This window comes from Pseudomonas sp. LH21 (assembly GCF_036549575.1).
GTDB lineage: Bacteria > Pseudomonadota > Gammaproteobacteria > Pseudomonadales > Pseudomonadaceae > Aquipseudomonas > Aquipseudomonas peradeniyensis.
Genome location: NZ_CP144367.1, coordinates 585949 through 605973 on the forward strand (window position 1 = coordinate 585949; position 20025 = coordinate 605973).

Below are 20025 nucleotides of genomic sequence, written 5' to 3' on the forward strand. Positions count from 1 at the left end.
TGATCAGGAGTGCACGATGGATCTCAACCGTCGGCAATTCTTCAAGGTCGCCGCCGTCGGCCTTGGAGGCTCGAGCCTTGCGGCGTTGGGCATGGCCCCGACACCCGCGTTCGCCGAGCAGGTGCGCCACTTCAAGCTGGCGCATACCAAAGAAACCCGTAACACCTGCCCTTATTGCTCGGTCGGCTGCGGCCTGATCATGTACAGCCAGGGTGACGCGGGCAAGAACGTCAAACAGAACATCATCCACATCGAGGGCGACGCGGACCATCCGGTCAACCGCGGCACCCTGTGCCCGAAAGGCGCCGGCCTGCTGGACTTCATCCACAGCCCCAGCCGCCTCAAGTACCCCGAGGTGCGCAAGCCGGGCAGCAACGAGTGGACCCGCATCGAATGGGACGAAGCCCTCGACCGCGTCGCCGACCTGATGAAACAGGACCGCGACGCCAACTTCATCGAGAAGAACGCCCAGGGTCAGACGGTCAACCGCTGGCTCACCACGGGCTTTCTCGCCGCGTCCGCCGCTTCCAGCGAAGCGGGCTACATGACGCACAAGGTGATCCGTTCGCTGGGCATGCTGGGGTTCGATAACCAGGCGCGTGTCTGACACGGCCCGACGGTGGCAAGTCTTGCCCCGACGTATGGCCGTGGCGCGATGACCAATCACTGGTCTGACATCGCCAACGCAAACCTGGTCCTGGTGATGGGCGGCAACGCCGCTGAAGCGCACCCGTGCGGCTTCAAGTGGGTGACCGAAGCCAAGGCGCACAACAAGGCGCGGCTGATCGTGGTCGACCCGCGGTTTACCCGTACCGCCTCGGTGGCCGATTACTACGCGCCAATCCGCACCGGCAGCGACATCGCCTTCATGGGCGGGCTGATCAACTACCTGCTGAGCAACGACAAGATCCAGCACGAGTACGTGCGCAACTACACCGACGTGTCGTTCATCGTCAAAGAGAACTATGGCTTCGAGGACGGACTGTTCAGCGGCTATGACGCGGCCAAGCGCGTGTACGCCGACAAGTCCGGCTGGGGCTACGAGCTGGGCGAGGACGGTTTCGCCAAGGTCGACCCGACCCTGCAGCACCCGCGTTGCGTCTACCAGCTGATGAAGCAGCACTACAGCCGTTACACGCCGGAACTGGCGAGCATGACCTGCGGCATGCCCCAGGACCAGATGATGAAGATCTGGGAAGAGATCGCCACCTGCTCGGTGCCGGGCAAGACCATGACGATCCTCTACGCCCTGGGCTGGACCCAGCACTCCATCGGCGCGCAGATCATCCGCAGCGCGGCGATGGTGCAGTTGCTGCTGGGCAACGTCGGCATGCCGGGGGGCGGGGTCAACGCCCTGCGCGGGCATTCCAACATCCAGGGCCTGACCGACCTGGGGCTGCTGTCGAACTCGCTGCCGGGCTACCTCACGCTGGCCGGAGACGCCGAGCAGGACTACGCCGCCTACATCGACAAGCGCGCCTCCAAGCCGCTGCGACCGGGGCAGCTGTCGTACTGGCAGAACTATGGCAAGTTCCACGTCAGCCTGATGAAGGCCTGGTACGGCGCCAACGCCACCGCCGCCAACAACTGGGGCTACGACTGGCTGCCCAAGCTCGATGTGCCGGCCTACGACGTGCTGCGTATGTTCGAGATGATGGGCCAGGGCAAGGTCAACGGCTACATGTGCCAGGGCTTCAACCCGATCGCCGCGCTGCCGGACAAGAACCGCGTCACCGCGGCCCTGGCCAAGCTCAAGTGGCTGGTGATCATGGACCCGCTGGCCACCGAGACCTCGGAGTTCTGGCGCAACGCTGGCGCGTTCAACGACGTCGACACGGCCAATATCCAGACCGAGGTGATCCGCCTGCCCACCACCTGCTTCGCCGAGGAAGACGGCTCGCTGGTCAACAGCAGCCGCTGGCTGCAGTGGCACTGGAAGGGCGCCGACGGCCCGGGCGAGACCCGCACCGACGTGCACATCATGAGCGAGCTGTTCCTGCGCCTGCGCAAGCGTTATCAGGCCGAAGGCGGCGCCTACCCCGACCCCCTGCTCAACCTCAGCTGGCCGTACAAGGTCCCGGAAGAGCCTTCGCCCGAAGAGCTGGCCAAGGAGATGAACGGCTGGGCGGTCAGCGACCTCACCGACGCCACCGGCGCCACGCTCAAGGCCGGTCAGCAACTGGCCGGTTTCGCCCAGATGAAGGACGACGGCAGCACTGCGTCGGGCTGCTGGATCTTCGCCGGCTGCTGGACCGAGCAGGGCAACCAGATGGCCCGGCGCGACAACAGCGACCCGTACGGCATGCACCAGGTGCAGAACTGGGCCTGGGCCTGGCCGGCCAACCGGCGGATCCTCTACAACCGCGCCTCCAGCGACCCGCAAGGCAAGCCGTGGGACCCGGAGAAGAAACGCCTGGTGTGGTGGAACGGCAAGGCCTGGACCGGCACCGACGTGCCGGACTTCAAGGTCGATTCGCCACCGGAAGCGGGGATGAACCCGTTCATCATGAACCCCGAGGGCGTGGCGCGGTTCTTCGCCATCGACAAGATGGCCGAGGGGCCGTTCCCCGAGCACTACGAGCCGTTCGAGACACCCATCGGTATCAACCCGCTGCATCCGCAGAACAAGAAGGCCACCAGCAATCCGGCCGGACGGATCTTCGATTCGGTGTGGGACACCCTCGGCACGCACGACGAGTTCCCCCATGCGGCGACCACCTACCGGCTGACCGAGCACTTCCACTTCTGGAGCAAGCATTGCCGGCTCAATGCCATTGCCCAGCCCGAGCAGTTCGTCGAGATCGGCGAGGTGCTGGCAAACGAGAAGGGCATCAAGGCCGGCGACCGGGTAAGGGTGTCGAGCAAGCGCGGCTATATCGACGCGGTGGCGGTGGTGACCAAGCGGATCCGTCCGCTGCAGGTCAACAACCAGACCGTGCACCAGATCGGCATCCCGTTGCACTGGGGCTTCACCGGCAGCACTCGGCACGGCTTCCTGACCAACACCCTGGTGCCGTTCCTCGGTGATGGCAATACGCAGACGCCGGAGTCCAAGTCGTTCCTCGTCAAAGTGGAGAAACTCTGATGGCCAGCCAAGACATCATCGCCCGCTCGGCCACCACCACCGTACCGCCCTCGGTACGCCAGCAGCAGGAAGTCGCCAAGCTGATCGACACCACCAAGTGCATTGGCTGCAAGGCCTGCCAGGTGGCGTGCTCGGAGTGGAACGAACTGCGTGACGAGGTCGGCCACAACCACGGCACCTACGACAACCCCCAGGACCTCAGCGCCGAGACCTGGACCCTGATGCGCTTCACCGAGCACGAGCGCGACGACGGCAACCTGGAGTGGTTGATCCGCAAGGACGGCTGCATGCACTGCGCCGAGCCAGGTTGCCTGAAGGCCTGCCCGAGCCCGGGGGCGATCATCAAGCACGCCAACGGTATCGTCGACTTCAACCAGGACCACTGCATCGGTTGCGGCTACTGCATTACCGGCTGCCCGTTCAACATCCCGCGCATCTCGCAGAAGGACCACAAGGCCTACAAGTGCACCCTGTGTTCCGACCGCGTGAGCGTGGGCCTGGAGCCGGCCTGCGTGAAGACCTGCCCGACCGGGGCGATCGTCTTCGGCAGCAAGGAGGAGATGAAGGTGCATGCCGACGAGCGCATCGTCGACCTGAAGTCGCGGGGGTACGAGAACGCCGGGCTGTACGATCCGGATGGCGTCGGCGGCACCCACGTGATGTACGTGCTGCACCACGCCGACACGCCGCGGATCTACGCCGGCCTGCCGGACCAACCGGTGATCAGCCCGTTGGTGGGGCTGTGGAAGGGCTTCAGCAAGCCGCTGGCGCTGCTGGCCATGGGCGCGGCGGTGCTGGCCGGGTTCTTCCACTATGTACGCGTGGGTCCGCAACGGGTCGAGGAGGACGAACACCCGGCGCCTGTGGATAACACTGTCCACCAGGTGGACCCGGCGGTGCATGTCTATGATCCGAACCGCCCGGGCGGGCAGGGGGAGCAGCGGCCATGAACGACAACAAGCCTATCCTGCGCTACAACGCCAACGAGCGGAGCAACCACTGGGTCGTGGCGATCCTGTTCGTGCTCGCCGGCCTCTCGGGGCTGGCGCTGTTCCACCCGGCGCTGTTCTGGCTCAGCCACCTGTTCGGCGGCGGGCCGTGGACGCGGATTCTCCACCCGTTCATCGGTGTGGGCATGTTCGTGTTCTTTCTCGGGTTGGTGCTGCGCTTCTGGCGCGCCAACTTCATCACCGCCAACGACCGCCTGTGGCTGCGCCGCATCGACCGGGTGATGCTCAACAAGGAAGAGGGCGTGCCGCCGATCGGCAAGTACAACGCCGGGCAGAAGCTGCTGTTCTGGACCTTGCTGGCCTGCATGCTGGTACTGCTGGTCAGCGGCGTGGTGATCTGGCGCGCGTACTTCAGCCATTGGTTCGGCATCGACGTCATTCGCCTGTCCGCGCTGCTGCATGCCCTGGCGGCGTTCGTGCTGATCCTCAGCATCATCGTGCACATCTACGCAGGGATCTGGATCAAGGGCTCGATCGGCGCCATGCTGCATGGCTGGGTCAGCCGCGCCTGGGCACGCAAGCACCATGAACTGTGGTACCGGGAAGTGACCGGCGACAAGACGCCGAACAACCACGGTGGAAAAGAAGGATGACCGTTTGAGCACGATTCTTGAACCTGGGCAGATCGAAGCGTCGGCAGTGATGCCGCCGTTCCTGCACCTGCCCCCCGCCAACCTCTACGAGGTCCGCGCCACGCGGCTGGAGTACCTGGCCGAGGGTAATGCCCTGGGTGACTACCTGCGGCTGATGGCTCGGCTGTGTCGGATTCAGCAGCAGCTTGTGGATAACCCGCCTGCGGACTTACCAGTGGCCGAAGAGCGCCAGCGCTTGTGTATAAGTCATGGGCTGCCGCCCCTGGCGGCCGACAGCCTGGTGCGTGAAGGGCCTTGGTTGGTCTGGTTGCAGGCGTTGCTCAAGCGCTTCGAGGCCGAATCCGACGGGCCACTGGCCGAGGCGCTGGATGCGTTGCGTGGCAGCGACGATGCCCAGCGCAAGGGCTGGGCTATCGCCCTGCTCGGTGGCCAGTACGACGCAGTGCCGGCGGCGCTGGTGCCCTTTATCGGCGCCGCGTTGCAGGCGGCGTGGTCCAGCTGGCTGCTGGCCTTGCCTGCGCCTGAGCTCAAGCCCGCCGGCAGCCTGGCCCAGTGCCCAGCCTGTGGATCGCCGGCCATGGCCGGGGTAGTGCGTAACCGTGGCAAGCACAATGGCCTGCGCTACCTGGCCTGCTCGCTGTGTGCCTGCGAATGGCATGTGGTGCGGGTCAAGTGCGTGTACTGCGAGTCGAGCAAGGACCTGCGCTACAGCAACCTTGAGGATGACCGCCACGCACCGGGCAAGGCGCCGCTGCGCGCCGAGTGCTGCCCGGGGTGCCAGAGCTACCTCAAGCAGTGCTACCTGGAGAATGACGCCGCGGCCGAGCCGTTGGCCGATGACCTGGCGAGCCTGGCGCTGGACATGCGCCTGGACGAGGAGGGTTTCCATCGGCTGGCGCCGAACCTGCTGCTGGCGCCGGGCTAGGGGGTAATTGTCTACACTGCTACACCGAGTCGCCTTCTTCGCGGGACAAGCCCGCTCCTACAGGTGCAGCGCTGGTTACGACGCCAACGTGTCTCCTGTAGGAGCGGGCTTGCCCCGCGAAAGGGCCGGAACAGACAACGGATCAGTCATAGGTAGTACCGAATGTCTTCAACCCTCGCCAGCGACACCCCACGCTTGCCTTCCATCGACACCCTGCTGCGCCACCCAGCCTGCGCTCCACTGATCGACCGCCACGGTCGTGACGCCACGCTGGCCACCCTGCGCCAGCTGCTCGACGACCTGCGCGAGTCAGCTCGCCTCGGTCAACTGAGTGCCACCGAACTGACCGCCGAAGTCCTCCTGGGTCGAGCCGGCGAACGCCTGGCCATCCAGCAGCGCAGCCAGGTGCGCCGGGTGTTCAACCTCACCGGCACGGTGCTGCACACCAACCTCGGTCGGGCCTTGCTGCCCGAAGAAGCGATCGACGCCATGCAAACCGCCGCCCGCTACCCGCTGAACCTGGAGTTCGACCTCAACACCGGCAAGCGCGGCGACCGCGACGACCTGATCGAAGGCCTGATCCGCGAACTGACCGGCGCCGAGGCCGTCACCGTGGTCAACAACAACGCCGCCGCCGTGTTGCTGGCGCTCAATAGCCTGGGCGCGCGCAAGGAAGGGATCATCTCCCGGGGCGAGCTGATCGAGATCGGCGGCGCCTTCCGCATCCCCGACATCATGGCCCGCGCGGGGGTGAAGCTGCACGAGATCGGCACCACCAACCGCACCCATGCCCGCGACTACGAGGGCGCGATCAACCCGCGCACGGGCCTGCTGATGCGTGTGCACTGCAGCAACTACAGCATCCAGGGTTTCACTACCCAGGTGCCCACTGCGGAACTGGCGCGCATCGCCCATGCACATGCGTTGCCGCTGCTTGAAGACCTGGGCAGCGGCAGCCTGCTCGACCTGACCCGCTGGGGCCTGCCGGCCGAGCCGACCGTGCGCCAGGCCCTGGCCGATGGTGCCGACATCGTCACCTTCAGTGGCGACAAACTGCTCGGTGGGCCGCAGGCGGGGATCATCGTCGGGCGCAAGGAGCTGATCGCGAAGATCAAGAAGAACCCGCTCAAGCGTGCCCTGCGGGTGGACAAGATCACCCTTGCGGCACTCGAAGCCGTGTTGGCGCTGTACCGTAATCCGGACCGTCTGGCTGAGCGCCTGCCGAGTCTGCGCCTGCTCACCCGGCCCCAGCCCGAGATCGCCGCCCAGGCCGAGCGCCTGGCGCCTGAACTGGCCGCTAGGCTGGGTACGCAATGGACGGTCAGCGTCGAACCGGCCCTGGGCATGATCGGCAGCGGCAGCCAGCCCGTGGCGCGCCTACCCAGCGCGGCCTTGTGCATGCGTGCGCAGGTGTCGAAGAAACTGCGTGGGCGCAGCCTGCATGTGCTGGAGCGGGCGCTGCGCGACCTACCGGTGCCGGTACTGGGCCGCATCGACGACGATGCCCTGTGGCTCGACCTGCGCCAGCTGGACGACGAGGCCCAGTGGCTGGCGCAACTGCCGGCGTTGCAGTTGGGGCCGGTGCAGTGATCGTCGGTACCGCCGGCCACATCGATCATGGCAAGACCGCGCTGCTCCAGGCCCTGACCGGCCAGGCCGGCGACACGCGCCAGGAGGAGCGTGCCCGGGGCATGACCATCGACCTCGGCTACCGCTATGCGGCACTGGCCGAAGGTGCTCCGCTGACGGGTTTCATCGATGTGCCCGGCCATGAGCGTTTTATCCACAACATGCTCGCCGGCGCCCATGGCATCGATCTGGTGCTGCTGGTGGTCGCCGCCGACGACGGGGTGATGCCGCAGACCCGCGAGCACCTGTCGATCATCGAGTTGCTGGGTATTCCCCAGGCGCTGGTGGTCATCAGCAAGTGCGACCGGGTCGAGCCGCAGCGGCTGGCCGAAGTCCAGGCGCAGGTCACGGCGTTGCTGGCGCCCGGGCCATATGCCGGGGTAGCGCAGTTCCCGGTGTCGAGCCTGAGCGGCGAGGGGATCGACGCTTTGCGCGAAGCGTTGCTGGCCGCCGAGGCCCAGGTGCGTCGACGCAGTGTGCGGGGCGGATTCCGCCTGGCCGTGGACCGCGCCTTCGCGGTGTCCGGGGCGGGCGTGGTGGTCACCGGGACGGCCCTGGCCGGGCAGGTCAGCGCCGGCGACACGCTGTTGCTGGGCAAGGCCGGCAAGCCGGTGCGGGTGCGTGGCCTGCATGCGCAGAACCAGGCGGCGCTGGTGGCCGAGGCCGGGCAGCGGGTCGCGTTGAACATCAGCGCTGAACGGCTGGCGGCAGAGCAGGTGCACCGGGGCGACTGGCTGGTGCCGCAGTGGCTGCATGCACCGAGCGTGCGGGTCGATATCGATTTCACCTTGCTGCCGGGCGAGACCCGGACATTCGAACATTTCAGCGCGGTGCATGTGCACCTGGGGACCCAGGATGTCACGGCCCGTGTTGCGTTGTTGGAGGGTGAACGGCTCGGCGCCGGCCAGCGCATGTTCGCCCAGTTGCTGCTCAACGCGCCGTTGCAGGCGGTGCATGGCGATCGCCTGGTACTGCGCGACCAGCGCGCCCAGCGCACACTCGGCGGTGGCCGCGTGCTCGATCCCTTTGCGCCGAGCCGACAGCGTCGCAGCGAGGCGCGCCTGCGCCAGCTGCAGGTACTGCGTGATGCCACTGAACTGGAGCAGGCCTTGCCGGCGTTGCTCGAGACGGCACCGGGCGGGCTCGACCCGCAGCGGCTCGAGCGCCAGTTCAACCGTCTGCGCGAGACCTGGCAGTTGCCGGAGGATGTACAGGTAATTGCCACCCGCCAGGGCCAATTGCTGTTCTCACGCCAGCAGTGGCATTCACTCAAGCAGCAGGTGCTGGCGAGGCTGGCGCAGTTCCACGAGCAGGAGCCCGACCAGCTCGGTCCGGACCGCGACCGCCTGCGCCGTTTTACCGCGATGCCGCTGGAGCGTCCGGCGTTTGTCAGCCTGCTGGATGAGTTGTTGGGTGAAGGGGGGATTAGCAGCAGTGGTCCGTGGCTGCATCTGCCTGGGCACAAGGTTCAGTTGAGCGAAGCCGATACCGCGCTGTGGGAGCGCTTGCTGCCGCGCTTGCTGGCGGGTGAGTTCGATCCGCCCTGGGTGCGTACGCTGGCTGCCGAGGAGCGCTGCGAGGAGGCCGAGGTGCGGCTGCTGCTGCGCAAGCTCGCCCGCCTGGGCCTGTTGCACCAGGTGGTGCGTGACCTGTTCTACCCGGAGGTGACGCTAAGGCGCATGGCAGAGCTGTTGTTGCAGCAGGCCGAGGCATCGCCGATAGTGCAGGTTGCGGCGTTTCGCGATATGTTGTGCATCGGTCGCAAGCGCAGTGTGCAGATACTCGAGTACTTCGACCGCGTTGGTCTGACCCGGCGGGTCGGTGACCAACGGCATATTCGCGTCGACAGCGCCCTGGCCCAGTCGCAACACGGGCCCTGATTTCAAGGAAGGCAATCGCGCCCGGTGGCGCGGCCGGGCTTCAAACCCGGTTGGGGACGGCAGCCGTTCCCGGGCAGGTTCGACTCCCGCTGCCTTCCGCCAATTTCTTCGTTTAAATCTTGTGGGTTACGATAACTTGCATGTAGTGGGATATCTTTCTTGTCCCATTTGAAGCACTTAGTATATCTGTCGATCTTCGAATCAATTCGTATCTCTTGATCTTGATCTTGATCTTGCTTCTAAGTGCGCGGTAGTTCAGGCGACGCCAATTGCGACTTCAGGAGGCCGAGCGGAGTTCTTGCGGAGGGAGGTGACGGGCATGGATGCCCGTCAAGCGCTGCGCCCCAGGATGGGGCGTTCAGCGCGGTCCTCCCGGGAGCAAGAACGGAGCGAGGGAACCCCGGAGCGAAGCGTAGGGGCCGGATGAATGGAGCGAGGATTTTTTGCTTACTTTTTGATCCTTCAAAAAGTGAGCCGCCGTAAGGGCGGAAAGGTGACTATGCGTCACCATCGCAAATGAATGCGCATATAACTTTCAAAACACATGCTCTAAAAGTCAAAGTCAAAGTCGGTCAGTGCTGGTATTAATAGTTGTAGGTGCATTCATTTGCGATGTCGACGCATAGTCACCTTTTCGCCCTTACGGCGAGTTCCTTTTTGAAGGATCAAAAAGGAACCAAAAAATCCTCGCTCCATTCATCCGGCCCTCCGCTTCGCTCCGGGTTCCCTCACTCCGGCCTTGCTCCCGGGAGGACCGCGCTGAACGCCCCATCCTGGGGCGCAGCGCTTGACGGGCATCCATGCCCGTCACCTCCCTCCGCAAGACCTGCGTTCGGCCTCCTGAAGTCGCGAAGGTACGGGCGGCGCCTGGGCTGACGCAGCTGTCGCTAGTTGGCTATGGCGTTAATCTTCTGATCGCCAAAGCCAAAGCCAAAGCCAAAGCCAAAGCCAAAGCCAAAGCCAAAGCCAAAGCCAAAGCCAGCCCGTATGGCGTTCGGAAGATCAATGCGCTTAAGCGCGCTCACCACAAAGGTCCAGCGCGAACCAATGCTCCGCCGCCTGCACATCCAGCCCCGCGCCGAGCAGCGCAAACAGCTTGCCCAGCGCGGCCTCGCGGGTCATGCCACCGCCACTGACCAGCCCGGTGTCACGCAGCCGGCTGCCAGCGGCATAGGTGTCGAACACCACCGAACCTTCCGGACACTGGCTGATGGCAACGATCATCACCCCACCCTGGCGCGCGTCGTGCAGCACGTCGAGCAGCGCCTGGTCGTCGGACGGCCCGGTACCACTGCCGTAGCACTCCAGCACCAGCCCCTGGATACCGCTGTCGAACAGGCCACGCAGATGTTCGGCGGCCAGGCCCGGGAACACCGGCATGACCGCCAGTTTGACCGGCTGGCGTGGCTGGCGGTAGTCCAGGCGGGTCGGCAGCTCAGGCGCGTGCTCGCTCTCGCGATGGCGCGGGAGCACGGTGAAGGCGTCGAACGCCTCGCTGCGCAGCTTCGAAGCGCGGCAGCCGTGTAGCAGCTGACGGTGGAAGTACAGCTGCACGCCGTCCTCCAGGCCGTTTTCGAACAGGTTCAGGGCTCCGACAAGGTTGGCCCAGGCATCGCTGTCCGGCGCGCCGGCCGGCAGCATGGAACCGGTCAACAGCACCGGCGCCGGCAAACCCAGCAGCAGGAACGACAGGGCCGCGGCGCTGTAGGCCAAAGTATCGGTGCCATGCAGCACCAGCACGCCATCGTGGCCGTCACGCTCGACCGCCTCGACGATGGCGTCGCGCATCGCCAGCCAGTTGGCCTGTTGCATGTTGGCGCTGTCGATCAGCGGGTTCAGCTCACGCAGCGACCAGTGCACCTTCGGCGCATCGCCGCAGCTGGCGAAGTGGTCACGCATGCGCGCTTCGAAGCCACCGGCCGGCGCGAGGCCTTCGGCGGTCTGCAGCATGCCGATGGTGCCACCGGTGTAAAGGACGAGAAGATTCTTGACTGGACGCATGGGAGCATTCCGTAGCGATGTGGCTTCGTACGAAAAGTGCCTGCGCGACGAGCGTTGAAAACAGGCTCGGAATGCTCATTGACAACCCGTCAACTCCGCTTCCTCGCCTGTTTTCGCCTTGCCTGATCGCCGCTCGGCGACTTTTCGTATGAAGCCGCGCGAAAGAAGAGTCAGCCGCCCACGAACGGGGCGGCTGGGGCAGGGGAGAATATCAGCGCTGAGCATGCGCCTGAACGGCAGCTTTGTCAGTGGCTGTTTCAGCCTGCGGATTGGCCGGCCAGGCGGCACGGTCCAGGTCCAGGTCGGTGAACTTGCTGGAGTCGAACACCGGCTGCTTGATACCGGCCTTGCGCTGTGCGTCGTAGTCGCGCATGACGCGCAGGCCGACCTTGAACAGCATGGCCAGGGCGATCAGGTTGACGAACGCCAGGCAGGTCATGGTGATGTCGGCGAAGGCGAACACGGTCGACAGGTCCTGCGTCGAACCCCACACCACCAGCGCCAGCACCAGGCCGCGGAAGGTCATCAGCACGGCGCGGTTGCGGCTGAGGAACTGCAGGCTGTTCTCGCCCAGGTAGTAGTTGTAGAGAATGCAGGTGAAGACGAACAGCGACAGCGCGACGCTGACGAACACACGGCCCCAGTCACCGACCACGGCGGCCAGCGAGTTCTGGGTCAGGACGATGCCGTCACCTTCGAAGCCCGGGGTGTAGAAGCCCGACAGCAGGATCAGCAGCGCGGTGCAGGTGCAGATCACGAAGGTGTCGAGGAACACGCTGAACGCCTGGACCACGCCCTGGGCGCCAGGGTGTTTCACGGCGGCCACGGCGGCGACGTTCGGCGCGCTGCCCAGGCCTGCTTCGTTGGCGAACACGCCACGCTTCACGCCCATGACGATGGCGCTGCCCAGCAGGCCAGCGAACGCAGGGTCGAGACCGAAGGCGCTCTTGAAGATGGTTTCCAGCATGGCCGGGACGTGTTCGATCTGGGTGCCGATCACGTACAGGGTCACGCCGATGTAGGCCAGGGTCTTGACCGGTACCAGCAGGTCGGACACCGCGGCAATGCGCTTGATGCCGCCGATGAAGGTCAGGGCCAGCAGGGCTGCCAGGACGATACCGGTGTGTTTCGGATCGAAGGCAAAGGCGTTCTGCAGCGAGTGGGTCACGGTGTACGACTGCAGGCCGATGAAGGCGAAGCCGTAGGTGACCAGCAGCAGGATCGAGAACACGATCGCCATGCTTTTCAGCTTCAGGCCGTGCTGGATGTAGTACGCCGGGCCGCCGCGGTACAGACCATCGCCATCGGCGCGCTTGTAGACCTGGGCCAGGGTGCACTCGAAGAAGCTGCTGGACATGCCCACCAGCGCGGTGACCCACATCCAGAACACGGCGCCCGGACCGCCGAGGGTCACGGCGATACCGACACCGGCGATGTTACCGGCGCCGACGCGACCGGCCAGGCTCAGCATCAGGGCCTGGAACGAGCTCAGTTGGCCTGCCTGGCCGCGAAGGGATTCCTTGAAGACACCGAACATGTGGCCGAAATGGCGGAACTGGACGAACCGCGAGCGGATCGTGAAGTAACTGCCGAGACCGACAATCAGCACGATGAGAAGCTTCCCCGAAAGGAAATCGTTGAGTGCTTCGAGCATTGGAAAATGACCTCGATTCTTATTCTTCGCGTGGAAAGACCAGCGGGCGGCAGGCGCACCGCTATTCATTGGGGGCGCATGGTTGGCTATGACAACTGTGGTTACAATTTCGCGGGTTGCTCCATTTTGGTGCGACTTGATGCTAGAATGGCGTCACTCGCATCATCCGGACCCACGCATCATGGGCGATCACTTCGCTACCAACCTCAAATTGGCCTGCAGCCACTACCGCTCTATCTCCGAGGTTTGCCGGCAGCTGTCGATCAATCGCGCGCAGTTCAACAAGTACCTGAGCGGCCAGAGCCGTCCGACGGCCTACAACCTCAAGCGCATCGGCGACTTCTTCGGTGTCGAGGATTACGAGCTGGGTCTGCCGGCGGAACAGTTCGCCCGCTTGATCGGCGCACGCAACCAGGAACAGCGTGTCGGTCCCCAGGACGACCCGATCAGCGAATTGTTCAAGCCGCTGCATAAAGAAGCCGGCAACCTGTCGCGCTACTGCGGCTACTACTTCGAATACTCCAACTGCATGTCGGTGCCGGGCTCGATCCTGGTGTCGCTGGTGCACCTGTGGGAGGAGCGCGGCAGCTTTTTGTTCGAGCGCCAGGAACGCCAGGAGCGCAGCAGTGGCCTCGACCAGCACGCCGAGGTACGTTGCCGCTACCTGGGCGCGGCGTTCCAGCTGCAGGACCGGATGTTCCTGATCGACTACGAGTCGCTCACCTTCAACGAGATGAGCCAGACGATTCTCATCCCCAGCTTCAAGAGCCGCATCAGCCGTCTGAACGGCCTCAAGACTGGCGTATCCAGCGGTGACCGGCGCAATCCGGCGTGTACCCGGGTGGTGTGGGAATACCTGGGTGAGGAGATCAACCGCATCAACGCCTACCGGCAGATCAAGCTGTACCGCCCGGACGATCCGCGTATCGATGACGACATCCGTGACCGGCTGAGCGCGGGGATGGTCAGCAACGGGTTGTTCGAGATCGAGTGAGCCATAATTGATGTCGCATTGATTGCGCATTGATGCGTGGGAGCGGGCTTGCCCCGCGATGGCGTCAGCACGACCAACGAGGTCGCCCGATCGGACGCTATCGCGGGGCAAGCCCGCTCCCACGCAAGTACAGCAGTCTTCGACCCACTTCAATCGAGAATGAACGCCGCCACCGTATCGGCCACCTGGTCCGCCACCTCCGGCCGGTCGCGCAGGTGCGCGGCGATGCCGTGGTCGCAGTCGGTCAGCATCAGGCATTCCACATGGGGCGCGGGCACCGAGCGCAGCAAGGCGTGGGTGACCTCCTCGGGAATCGGGCTGTAGCGCTCGACGCCCGCCAGCCGCCGGGTACCGGCCGAGGTGCCGGGCTCCTGGCCGTGGACCCTGGAGTTGAGCCCGTCGTATTCGCCGATCACCAGTAGCACCCGGCCCTGGAACTGGCGCAGGAAGGCGTAGCTGTCGCAGTCGAGGAAGGCAAAAGGCTTGCGGATGGCCTCGCTGAAGGCCGGCCCGAAGGGCGCGGCATGGGCCGCGTCCGGGTAGACCGCCGGGCAGATCAGCACCAGCTTGCGCACGGTGGGGCGCTGGGCGGCCAGCTTCAAGGCGATGGCGGCGCCCAGGCTATGGCCGACCAGGGTGTCGCTGCGCGCGTCCAGATGCCGGTGAAAGCGCAGGGCCTCCTGCAGGTTGATGTCCAACGAGGCGTCCTTGGCCCCTGGTTCGCTGGCCAGGCTGTGGCCGGACAGGTTGCCGGTCAACGAGCCGATGCCCTGCTGCTGGAGGCGGTAGAGCAACGGGTTGAGGCGGGTGAAGTCGGAGCGTGCGCCGCCGACCACGAATACCGTGGGGGCACGCTCGGCGTCCGGCAGCAGCAGGCGCGCCTGCTGGCGATAGTCGGCGAAATCCTCGTCGATGAACCGCTCCGGGCCGGGCGCGGGCTCGTCGAATTGCCATCTGGCGCGTTGCGCAGTGTTCAGTTCGGCATCCATGTTGATCTCCTTGAACAGGCCTGGCGCAGTATAAGTAGCTGTCGGCAAAGGCGGAATACCGCCCCGACCGGTGCCAATCGCCACGCGGCGCGCGCCAGGCCTTGCCTGGGTTGGACTTCCCCTGCCGGAAACAGCAAAATGAACCCTTTCCTCCATCGACCAGACCGGACCTGTTGACTCTATGCGTATGCGCCTGATGCTGTTGGGTGGTGGCAATGCCCTCGGGCAAGCGCTGATTCGTCTCGGGGCCGAGGAAGACATCGCCTTCCTGGCGCCTCGCCCGCCGGAAAACGGCTGGGATCCGGCCAGCCTGACCCTGCTGCTCGACGAGCAACGCCCGCACGCCGTGGTCAACCTGGCCTATTATTTCGACTGGTTCCAGGCCGAGTCCGTCAGCGAGCAACGTCTGGCCCAGCAGGAGCGGGCGGTGGAGCGGCTCGCCGAACTGTGCCAGCACCACGAGATGATCCTTGTGCAACCGTCCAGCTACCGTGTGTTCGATGGCTCGCGCGCCACCGCCTACAGCGAGAAGGACGAGCCGGTGCCGCTCGGCCTGCGCGGCCAGGCGCTCTGGCGCATCGAGCAGAGTGTGCGCGCCACCTGCCCGCAGCATGTGCTGCTGCGCTTCGGCTGGCTGCTGGACGAAAGTATCGACGGCGCGCTCGGGCGCTTCCTGACCCGCGCCGAACAGCCTCAGGAACTGCTGCTGGCCGATGACCGGCGCGGCAACCCGACGCCAGTGGACGACGCCGCGCGGGTGATCCTATCGGTACTCAAGCAGCTCGATTGCCAGGCGCCGCTGTGGGGCACCTACCACTATGCTGGCAACGAGGCCACCACGCCGCTGGTGCTCGGCCAGGCGATCCTCACCGAGGCCACCCAGTGGCGCAAGCTGGCCGTGCAGGCGCCGACCGCCCAGGCCCACGCCGCCCGCCCGGATGCCAGCGAGGAGCCACAGCACGCGGTGCTGGCCTGCAAGAAGATCCTTCACACCTTCGGCATCAAGCCCCGCGCCTGGCGCGCCGGTTTGCCGCCCCTACTGGACCGATTCTACCGACATGGCTGACGCCCCCATCCTGATCACCGGCGGTGCCGGCTTCATTGGCTCCCACCTGTGCGATGCGTTGCTGGAGAAAGGCTACGCGGTGCGTATCCTCGACGACCTGTCGACCGGCAAGCGCAGCAACCTGCAACTCGGCCATCCACGCCTGGAACTGCTTGAGGGCGATGTCGCCGACGCCGCCCTGGTGGCCCGTGCCGCCGGTGGCTGCCAGGCGGTGGTGCACCTGGCCGCGGTGGCCTCGGTGCAGGCCTCGGTGGAAAATCCGGTGAAGACCCACCAGAGCAACTTCATCGGCACGCTCAATGTCTGCGAGGCGATGCGCCTGAACGGCATCCGCCGCGTGCTGTTCGCCTCCAGCGCGGCGGTGTACGGCAACAATGGCGAGGGCCAGTCGATTGCCGAGGACACGCCCAAGGCACCGCTGACCCCCTATGCGGTGGACAAGCTGGCCAGCGAGCAGTACCTGGACTTCTACCGTCGCCAGCATGGGCTGGAGCCGGTGGTGTTCCGCTTCTTCAATATCTTCGGGCCGCGCCAGGATCCTTCCTCGCCGTATTCGGGGGTGATCAGCATCTTCTGCGAGCGCGCCACCCAGGGTACGCCGATCACCGTGTTCGGTGATGGCGAGCAGACCCGTGACTTCCTGTTCGTCGGCGATCTGGTTCAGGTGATGGTGCAGGCGCTTGAACAGCCGGTGGTGGAAGAGGGCGCGGTGAACATCGGCCTGAACCAGGCGACTTCGCTGAACCAGTTGCTCAAGGCGCTGGAGCAGGTGGTGGGCGGTTTGCCGGCGGTCAGCTACGGCCAGGCCCGTTCGGGCGATATCCGCCATTCGCGGGCGGACAATTCGCGCTTGCTGGCACGCTTCGCGTTCCCTGAGCCGACGCCGTTCGTCGAGGGGCTGGCGCGGTTGCTTGGCAAGGTCTGACCCTCTATTGCATGTAGGAGCGGCCTTGTGCCGCGAAAGGGGCGCGAAGCGGCCCCAATTATGCTAATCCCGCAACACTGCCAGGGCTGCTTTGCAGCCCTTTCGCGGCACAAGGCCGCTCCTACAGGATCGTGCATGGCAGGTGGAGCAGGTATCACGAATGCCGGACCACCCGCCGCCGGCAATCCTCCGGCCGCACCTCCCGCCCATCCCGGGCCCGCACCTGCAGCGTCTCCAGGCCCTGGCCACGATCATCGACCAGCTGCGAGCGTGACTCCCCCGCTGTGAACAGGTAGCGCTCCCCCCACTGACGCAAGCCGATCACGATCGGAAACACCGAGCGCCCCCGTTCGGTCAACACATATTCCTTGTAGGCACTGCCATCCGAGGCCGGCTGCTGCACCAGTAGCTCAGCCTCCACCAGCAGCTTCAAGCGCGAAGCGAGGATGTTCTTCGCCAGCCCCAGGTTCTTCTGCAATTCGCTGAAGCGGCGCAGGCCGTCAAAGGCATCGCGCAGGATCATCAGCGCCCAACGGTCGCCGAGCACCTCCAAGGCACGGGCCACAGGGCATTGCTGGTTGTTCTCGTCGAGCATGGCGCGATCCTTGGGTGTCTATCTGGTTGCAGAATAAAACCACATTTGCTAGAAATCCAGTCATGTGGTTTTAAATTGAAACCAGAATTGAAAGGGAGTCTTCGATGTCGACGCTCACCCGTGGATTGACGTTGTTGTTGGCCGCCGCCTGCGCACTGGCCGTGGCCACGGTGTATCTCGCCCAGCCGCTGCTGGAGTCGATGGCGGCGAGCCTTGGGGTGAGCAGCGCCCGCGCCGGCCTGGTAGTGGGGATGACCCAGGCCGGCTATGCCTTGGGGTTGCTGCTGATCGTGCCGCTGGGGGATCTGCTCGATCGCAAGCGGCTGATCCTCGGCCAGTTACTGGTCTCGTCCGGCGCCTTGCTGGCCGTGGCCTTTGCCGTGGACTGGGCCGTGCTGCTGGCCGCGATGGCCCTGGTCGGCCTGGCCGCGGTGGTGGTGCAGGTGATGGTGGCGCATGCCGCCACATTGGCCACGCCCGCCGAACAGGGGCAGGCGGTGGGCACGGTGACCAGCGGCGTGGTGCTGGGCATCCTCTCGGCGCGCCTGATATCGGGCGCAGTGGCCGACCTGCTCGGTTGGCAGGGTGTGTATGGCGTGGCGGCGGTGCTTGCGCTGGCAATGGCGGTGCTGCTCGCCTGGCGCTTGCCCGCTGCCAGGCCGCAGGGGCAGAGGCAGCGCTATCGGGCGTTGCTGGCATCGGTGCTGCGGCTGTATCGACATGACCGCCTGCTGCGTCAGCGCGGACTGTTCGCGGTGCTGGTGTTCGCGGCGTTCAGCGTGCTGTGGAGTGCGATGGTGCTGCCCTTGAGCGCCGCGCCACTGGCGCTGGATCACACGCAAGTCGGGCTGTTCGGTCTGGCCGGCGTGGCGGGGGCGCTGGCGGCATCGCGTGCCGGGCGTCTGGCCGATCAGGGGCATGGACGGCGGGTGACTGGCTGGGCGTTGGGCCTGCTGACCCTGTCGTGGCTCCCCATCGCCTGCCTCGAGCAGTCATTGCTGGCGCTGGTAATCGGGATTCTGATGCTGGACCTGGCCGTGCAGGCGGTGCATGTGACCAACCAGAGTCTGCTGCTGGCGGGGCGCGGCGAGATGGCCAGCCGGCTGGTCGGCGCCTACATGTGCTGCTACTCACTCGGCAGCGGGGTGGGAGCGGTCGTGGCGACCTGGGTGTACGGGCAGTGGGGATGGGTGGCGGTGTGCGGGGTCGGGGCGGGGATAAGCGCGCTAGCCTGGGGCTACTGGGGGTATCTCTGGAGTGTCGAGACGATGCATGGCGGGCCCGCTCCGGAGGGAGCAGGCCCGCCTGCGAATCAGAACTTGTAGCCGATACCGACCATGTAGACCCACGGATCGACATCGACGTCGACCTTGGTCTTGCCGACGCCCAGGGCGCTCGGGCCGTCGATGCTGGCCTTGGTGTCGATGTCGACGTACCAGACCGCGGCGTTGAGCAGCAGGTTGTCGGTGAGCATGTAGTCCATGCCCAGCTGGCCGGCGATGCCGACCGAGTCCTTCAGCTTCATGTTGCTGAAGCCCTGGGCCTTGCGGTCGCTGGTCAGGTCTTCATCGAAGAACATGGTGTAGTTGATGCCCACGCCGGCGTACGGCTGGAACTTCGAGGACGGCGCCATCGGGTAGTACTGCAGCGACAGGGTCGGCGGCAGTTGCTTGATGTCGGCCAGCTTGCCGTCCAGGCCAGGGCCGAGACCCTTGACGCCGACTTTGTGCTGGAACGGGGTGGCGGCCAGCAGCTCGAGACCGATGTGGTCGGTGAGCATGTAGGCGAAGGCCAGGCCCAGCTGGGTGTCGCTGTCCAGGGTCGCCTTGGTGCCCGAGACCTTGGCGCCGTCGAGCTTGATGTCGCCGCTGTTCTCGTTGGGCGCGGTGGTGATGGCGCCGGCGCGGAGGATGAAATCCCCCGCCTGGTGGGCGTGGGCGACAGGGGCTGCAAGCGCCAACGCGACGAGCGAGGCACCGAGCAAGGACTTGTTCATGGAAGCTCCCAGAGGACGTGAGTAATCGAGTAGTCCAATGGTACGAAGCCGACTAAACAGAAAGTTTGACCCAGCTCAAAGAAGCCGTGCTATCGGGGTGACGCAGTGCTCACTTCAGCTCGTAAGCGTAGATTTTCTCTGCTTCCATCTGGTAACCGGCATCCGCCAGCTCGCTGCTGCTGGCCTTGACCTGCATCGTGCCCTCGATCCAGTAGGGCTGGTAAAGGTCTTCGATGCGCACGCCCATCTCGCTGAAGATATGCACGATCTGGTTCGACGGCGGGGGCGGCACATGGATGCAGGCGCCGTAGTAGGGCACCAGGAGGAACTCGGTGGTGCGGCCTTCCTCGCTGACCTCCAGCGGCACGATGTAGCCGGGGATCTTCACCTGCTGGCCGTCCAGGGTTTTCACCACCGGCGCGTTGGGCGCCTGCTGGCGGGCGGCGGGGGCCGCCTCGGCGGACAGCGCGTCGCTGATCTGCGACAGGTCGTGCAGGGGCGTCAGTTGTGGCGGGATGACCGGCGCGCCCTCGGGGATCAGGGCAGGCCAGTCCAGTTCGCGAGGGTCGGCGGCCCACAGGGGCAGCGAAGTCATCAGCATGATCGCGAGCAGCAAGTACTGAATGATCGGTGTTGCCTTCTTCGCGGGTAAACCCGCTCCCACAGGAGGTGAGGCCATCCCT

Annotated in this window: 17 protein-coding genes and 1 tRNA gene; 11 read left to right on the forward strand and 7 right to left on the reverse strand. The window is 65.3% G+C overall.

Annotated features, from left to right (window positions below; genetic code table 11):
• Positions 1-16 precede the first annotated feature (16 nt).
• From fdnG to VUG52_RS02890, 7 genes are all read left to right on the forward strand, one after another.
• Complete coding sequence (fdnG, locus tag VUG52_RS02860) at positions 17-3085, forward strand: formate dehydrogenase-N subunit alpha (protein ID WP_156329574.1); 3069 nt, start codon at positions 17-19, stop codon at positions 3083-3085.
• Positions 3085-4035 carry a formate dehydrogenase subunit beta gene (fdxH, locus tag VUG52_RS02865; protein ID WP_050703564.1) on the forward strand — a complete coding sequence of 317 codons (951 nt, stop codon included), beginning with the start codon at positions 3085-3087 and terminating at the stop codon, positions 4033-4035. Before fdnG ends, fdxH begins: the two co-directional genes overlap by 1 nt.
• Positions 4032-4688 (forward strand): formate dehydrogenase subunit gamma, encoded by a 657-nt coding sequence (locus VUG52_RS02870; RefSeq protein ID WP_050703565.1) that lies wholly within the window; start codon positions 4032-4034, stop codon positions 4686-4688. Before fdxH ends, VUG52_RS02870 begins: the two co-directional genes overlap by 4 nt.
• 4 nt (positions 4689-4692) lie before the next feature.
• Complete coding sequence (gene fdhE, locus VUG52_RS02875; RefSeq protein WP_050703566.1) at positions 4693-5613, forward strand: formate dehydrogenase accessory protein FdhE; 921 nt, start codon at positions 4693-4695, stop codon at positions 5611-5613.
• Positions 5614-5775: 162 nt separating this feature from the next.
• Positions 5776-7203, forward strand: coding sequence for an L-seryl-tRNA(Sec) selenium transferase (gene selA, locus VUG52_RS02880; RefSeq protein WP_050703567.1), 1428 nt, complete (start codon positions 5776-5778; stop codon positions 7201-7203).
• Complete coding sequence (gene selB, locus VUG52_RS02885; RefSeq protein WP_050703568.1) at positions 7200-9122, forward strand: selenocysteine-specific translation elongation factor; 1923 nt, start codon at positions 7200-7202, stop codon at positions 9120-9122. Before selA ends, selB begins: the two co-directional genes overlap by 4 nt.
• A gap of 6 nt (positions 9123-9128) precedes the next feature.
• Positions 9129-9224: transfer RNA gene (locus tag VUG52_RS02890), tRNA-Sec, on the forward strand.
• Positions 9225-10009: 785 nt separating this feature from the next.
• On the opposite strand, the gene VUG52_RS02895 is transcribed toward VUG52_RS02890, so the two are convergent.
• From VUG52_RS02895 to VUG52_RS02905, 3 genes are all read right to left on the reverse strand, one after another.
• Positions 10010-10147, reverse strand: a complete 138-nt coding sequence (locus VUG52_RS02895; protein WP_331832397.1) for a hypothetical protein — start codon at positions 10145-10147, stop codon at positions 10010-10012.
• Positions 10134-11123: an asparaginase gene (locus VUG52_RS02900; RefSeq protein ID WP_050703569.1), complete on the reverse strand. Its 990-nt coding sequence runs from the start codon at positions 11121-11123 to the stop codon at positions 10134-10136. The genes VUG52_RS02895 and VUG52_RS02900 overlap by 14 nt, the downstream gene beginning before the upstream one ends.
• Before the next feature lie 211 nt (positions 11124-11334).
• Entirely contained in the window at positions 11335-12777 is a 1443-nt protein-coding gene (locus VUG52_RS02905; protein WP_050703570.1) for an alanine/glycine:cation symporter family protein, read from the reverse strand.
• A 181-nt stretch (positions 12778-12958) separates the two neighbouring features.
• Here VUG52_RS02905 and VUG52_RS02910 point away from each other — a divergent pair, with 181 nt between their 5' ends.
• The gene (locus VUG52_RS02910; RefSeq protein WP_050703571.1) at positions 12959-13771 is read left to right on the forward strand and encodes a helix-turn-helix domain-containing protein; all 813 of its coding nucleotides are present in this window, start codon (positions 12959-12961) and stop codon (positions 13769-13771) included.
• A gap of 149 nt (positions 13772-13920) precedes the next feature.
• On the opposite strand, the gene VUG52_RS02915 is transcribed toward VUG52_RS02910, so the two are convergent.
• Complete coding sequence (locus VUG52_RS02915) at positions 13921-14760, reverse strand: alpha/beta hydrolase (protein ID WP_050703572.1); 840 nt, start codon at positions 14758-14760, stop codon at positions 13921-13923.
• A gap of 181 nt (positions 14761-14941) precedes the next feature.
• On the opposite strand from VUG52_RS02915, the gene VUG52_RS02920 reads away from it, so the two are divergent.
• Together VUG52_RS02920 and VUG52_RS02925 are read left to right on the forward strand one after the other, a co-directional pair.
• Positions 14942-15826 (forward strand): sugar nucleotide-binding protein, encoded by an 885-nt coding sequence (locus VUG52_RS02920; RefSeq protein ID WP_028690262.1) that lies wholly within the window; start codon positions 14942-14944, stop codon positions 15824-15826.
• The gene (locus tag VUG52_RS02925; RefSeq protein WP_110739061.1) at positions 15819-16751 is read left to right on the forward strand and encodes an NAD-dependent epimerase/dehydratase family protein; all 933 of its coding nucleotides are present in this window, start codon (positions 15819-15821) and stop codon (positions 16749-16751) included. Before VUG52_RS02920 ends, VUG52_RS02925 begins: the two co-directional genes overlap by 8 nt.
• Positions 16752-16905: 154 nt before the next feature.
• Here VUG52_RS02925 and VUG52_RS02930 read toward each other — a convergent pair whose 3' ends face one another.
• Positions 16906-17346 carry a winged helix-turn-helix transcriptional regulator gene (locus tag VUG52_RS02930; protein WP_062575347.1) on the reverse strand — a complete coding sequence of 147 codons (441 nt, stop codon included), beginning with the start codon at positions 17344-17346 and terminating at the stop codon, positions 16906-16908.
• Between the two features lie 104 nt (positions 17347-17450).
• On the opposite strand from VUG52_RS02930, the gene VUG52_RS02935 reads away from it, so the two are divergent.
• Positions 17451-18671, forward strand: coding sequence for an MFS transporter (locus tag VUG52_RS02935; RefSeq protein ID WP_220689966.1), 1221 nt, complete (start codon positions 17451-17453; stop codon positions 18669-18671).
• Here VUG52_RS02935 and VUG52_RS02940 read toward each other — a convergent pair.
• Together VUG52_RS02940 and VUG52_RS02945 are read right to left on the reverse strand one after the other, a co-directional pair.
• The gene (locus VUG52_RS02940; protein ID WP_028690266.1) at positions 18659-19342 is read right to left on the reverse strand and encodes an OmpW/AlkL family protein; all 684 of its coding nucleotides are present in this window, start codon (positions 19340-19342) and stop codon (positions 18659-18661) included. The genes VUG52_RS02935 and VUG52_RS02940 overlap by 13 nt on opposite strands.
• Positions 19343-19451: 109 nt before the next feature.
• Positions 19452-20021, reverse strand: a complete 570-nt coding sequence (locus VUG52_RS02945; RefSeq protein WP_262952036.1) for a DUF3299 domain-containing protein — start codon at positions 20019-20021, stop codon at positions 19452-19454.
• Between the last annotated feature and the right edge of the window lie 4 nt (positions 20022-20025).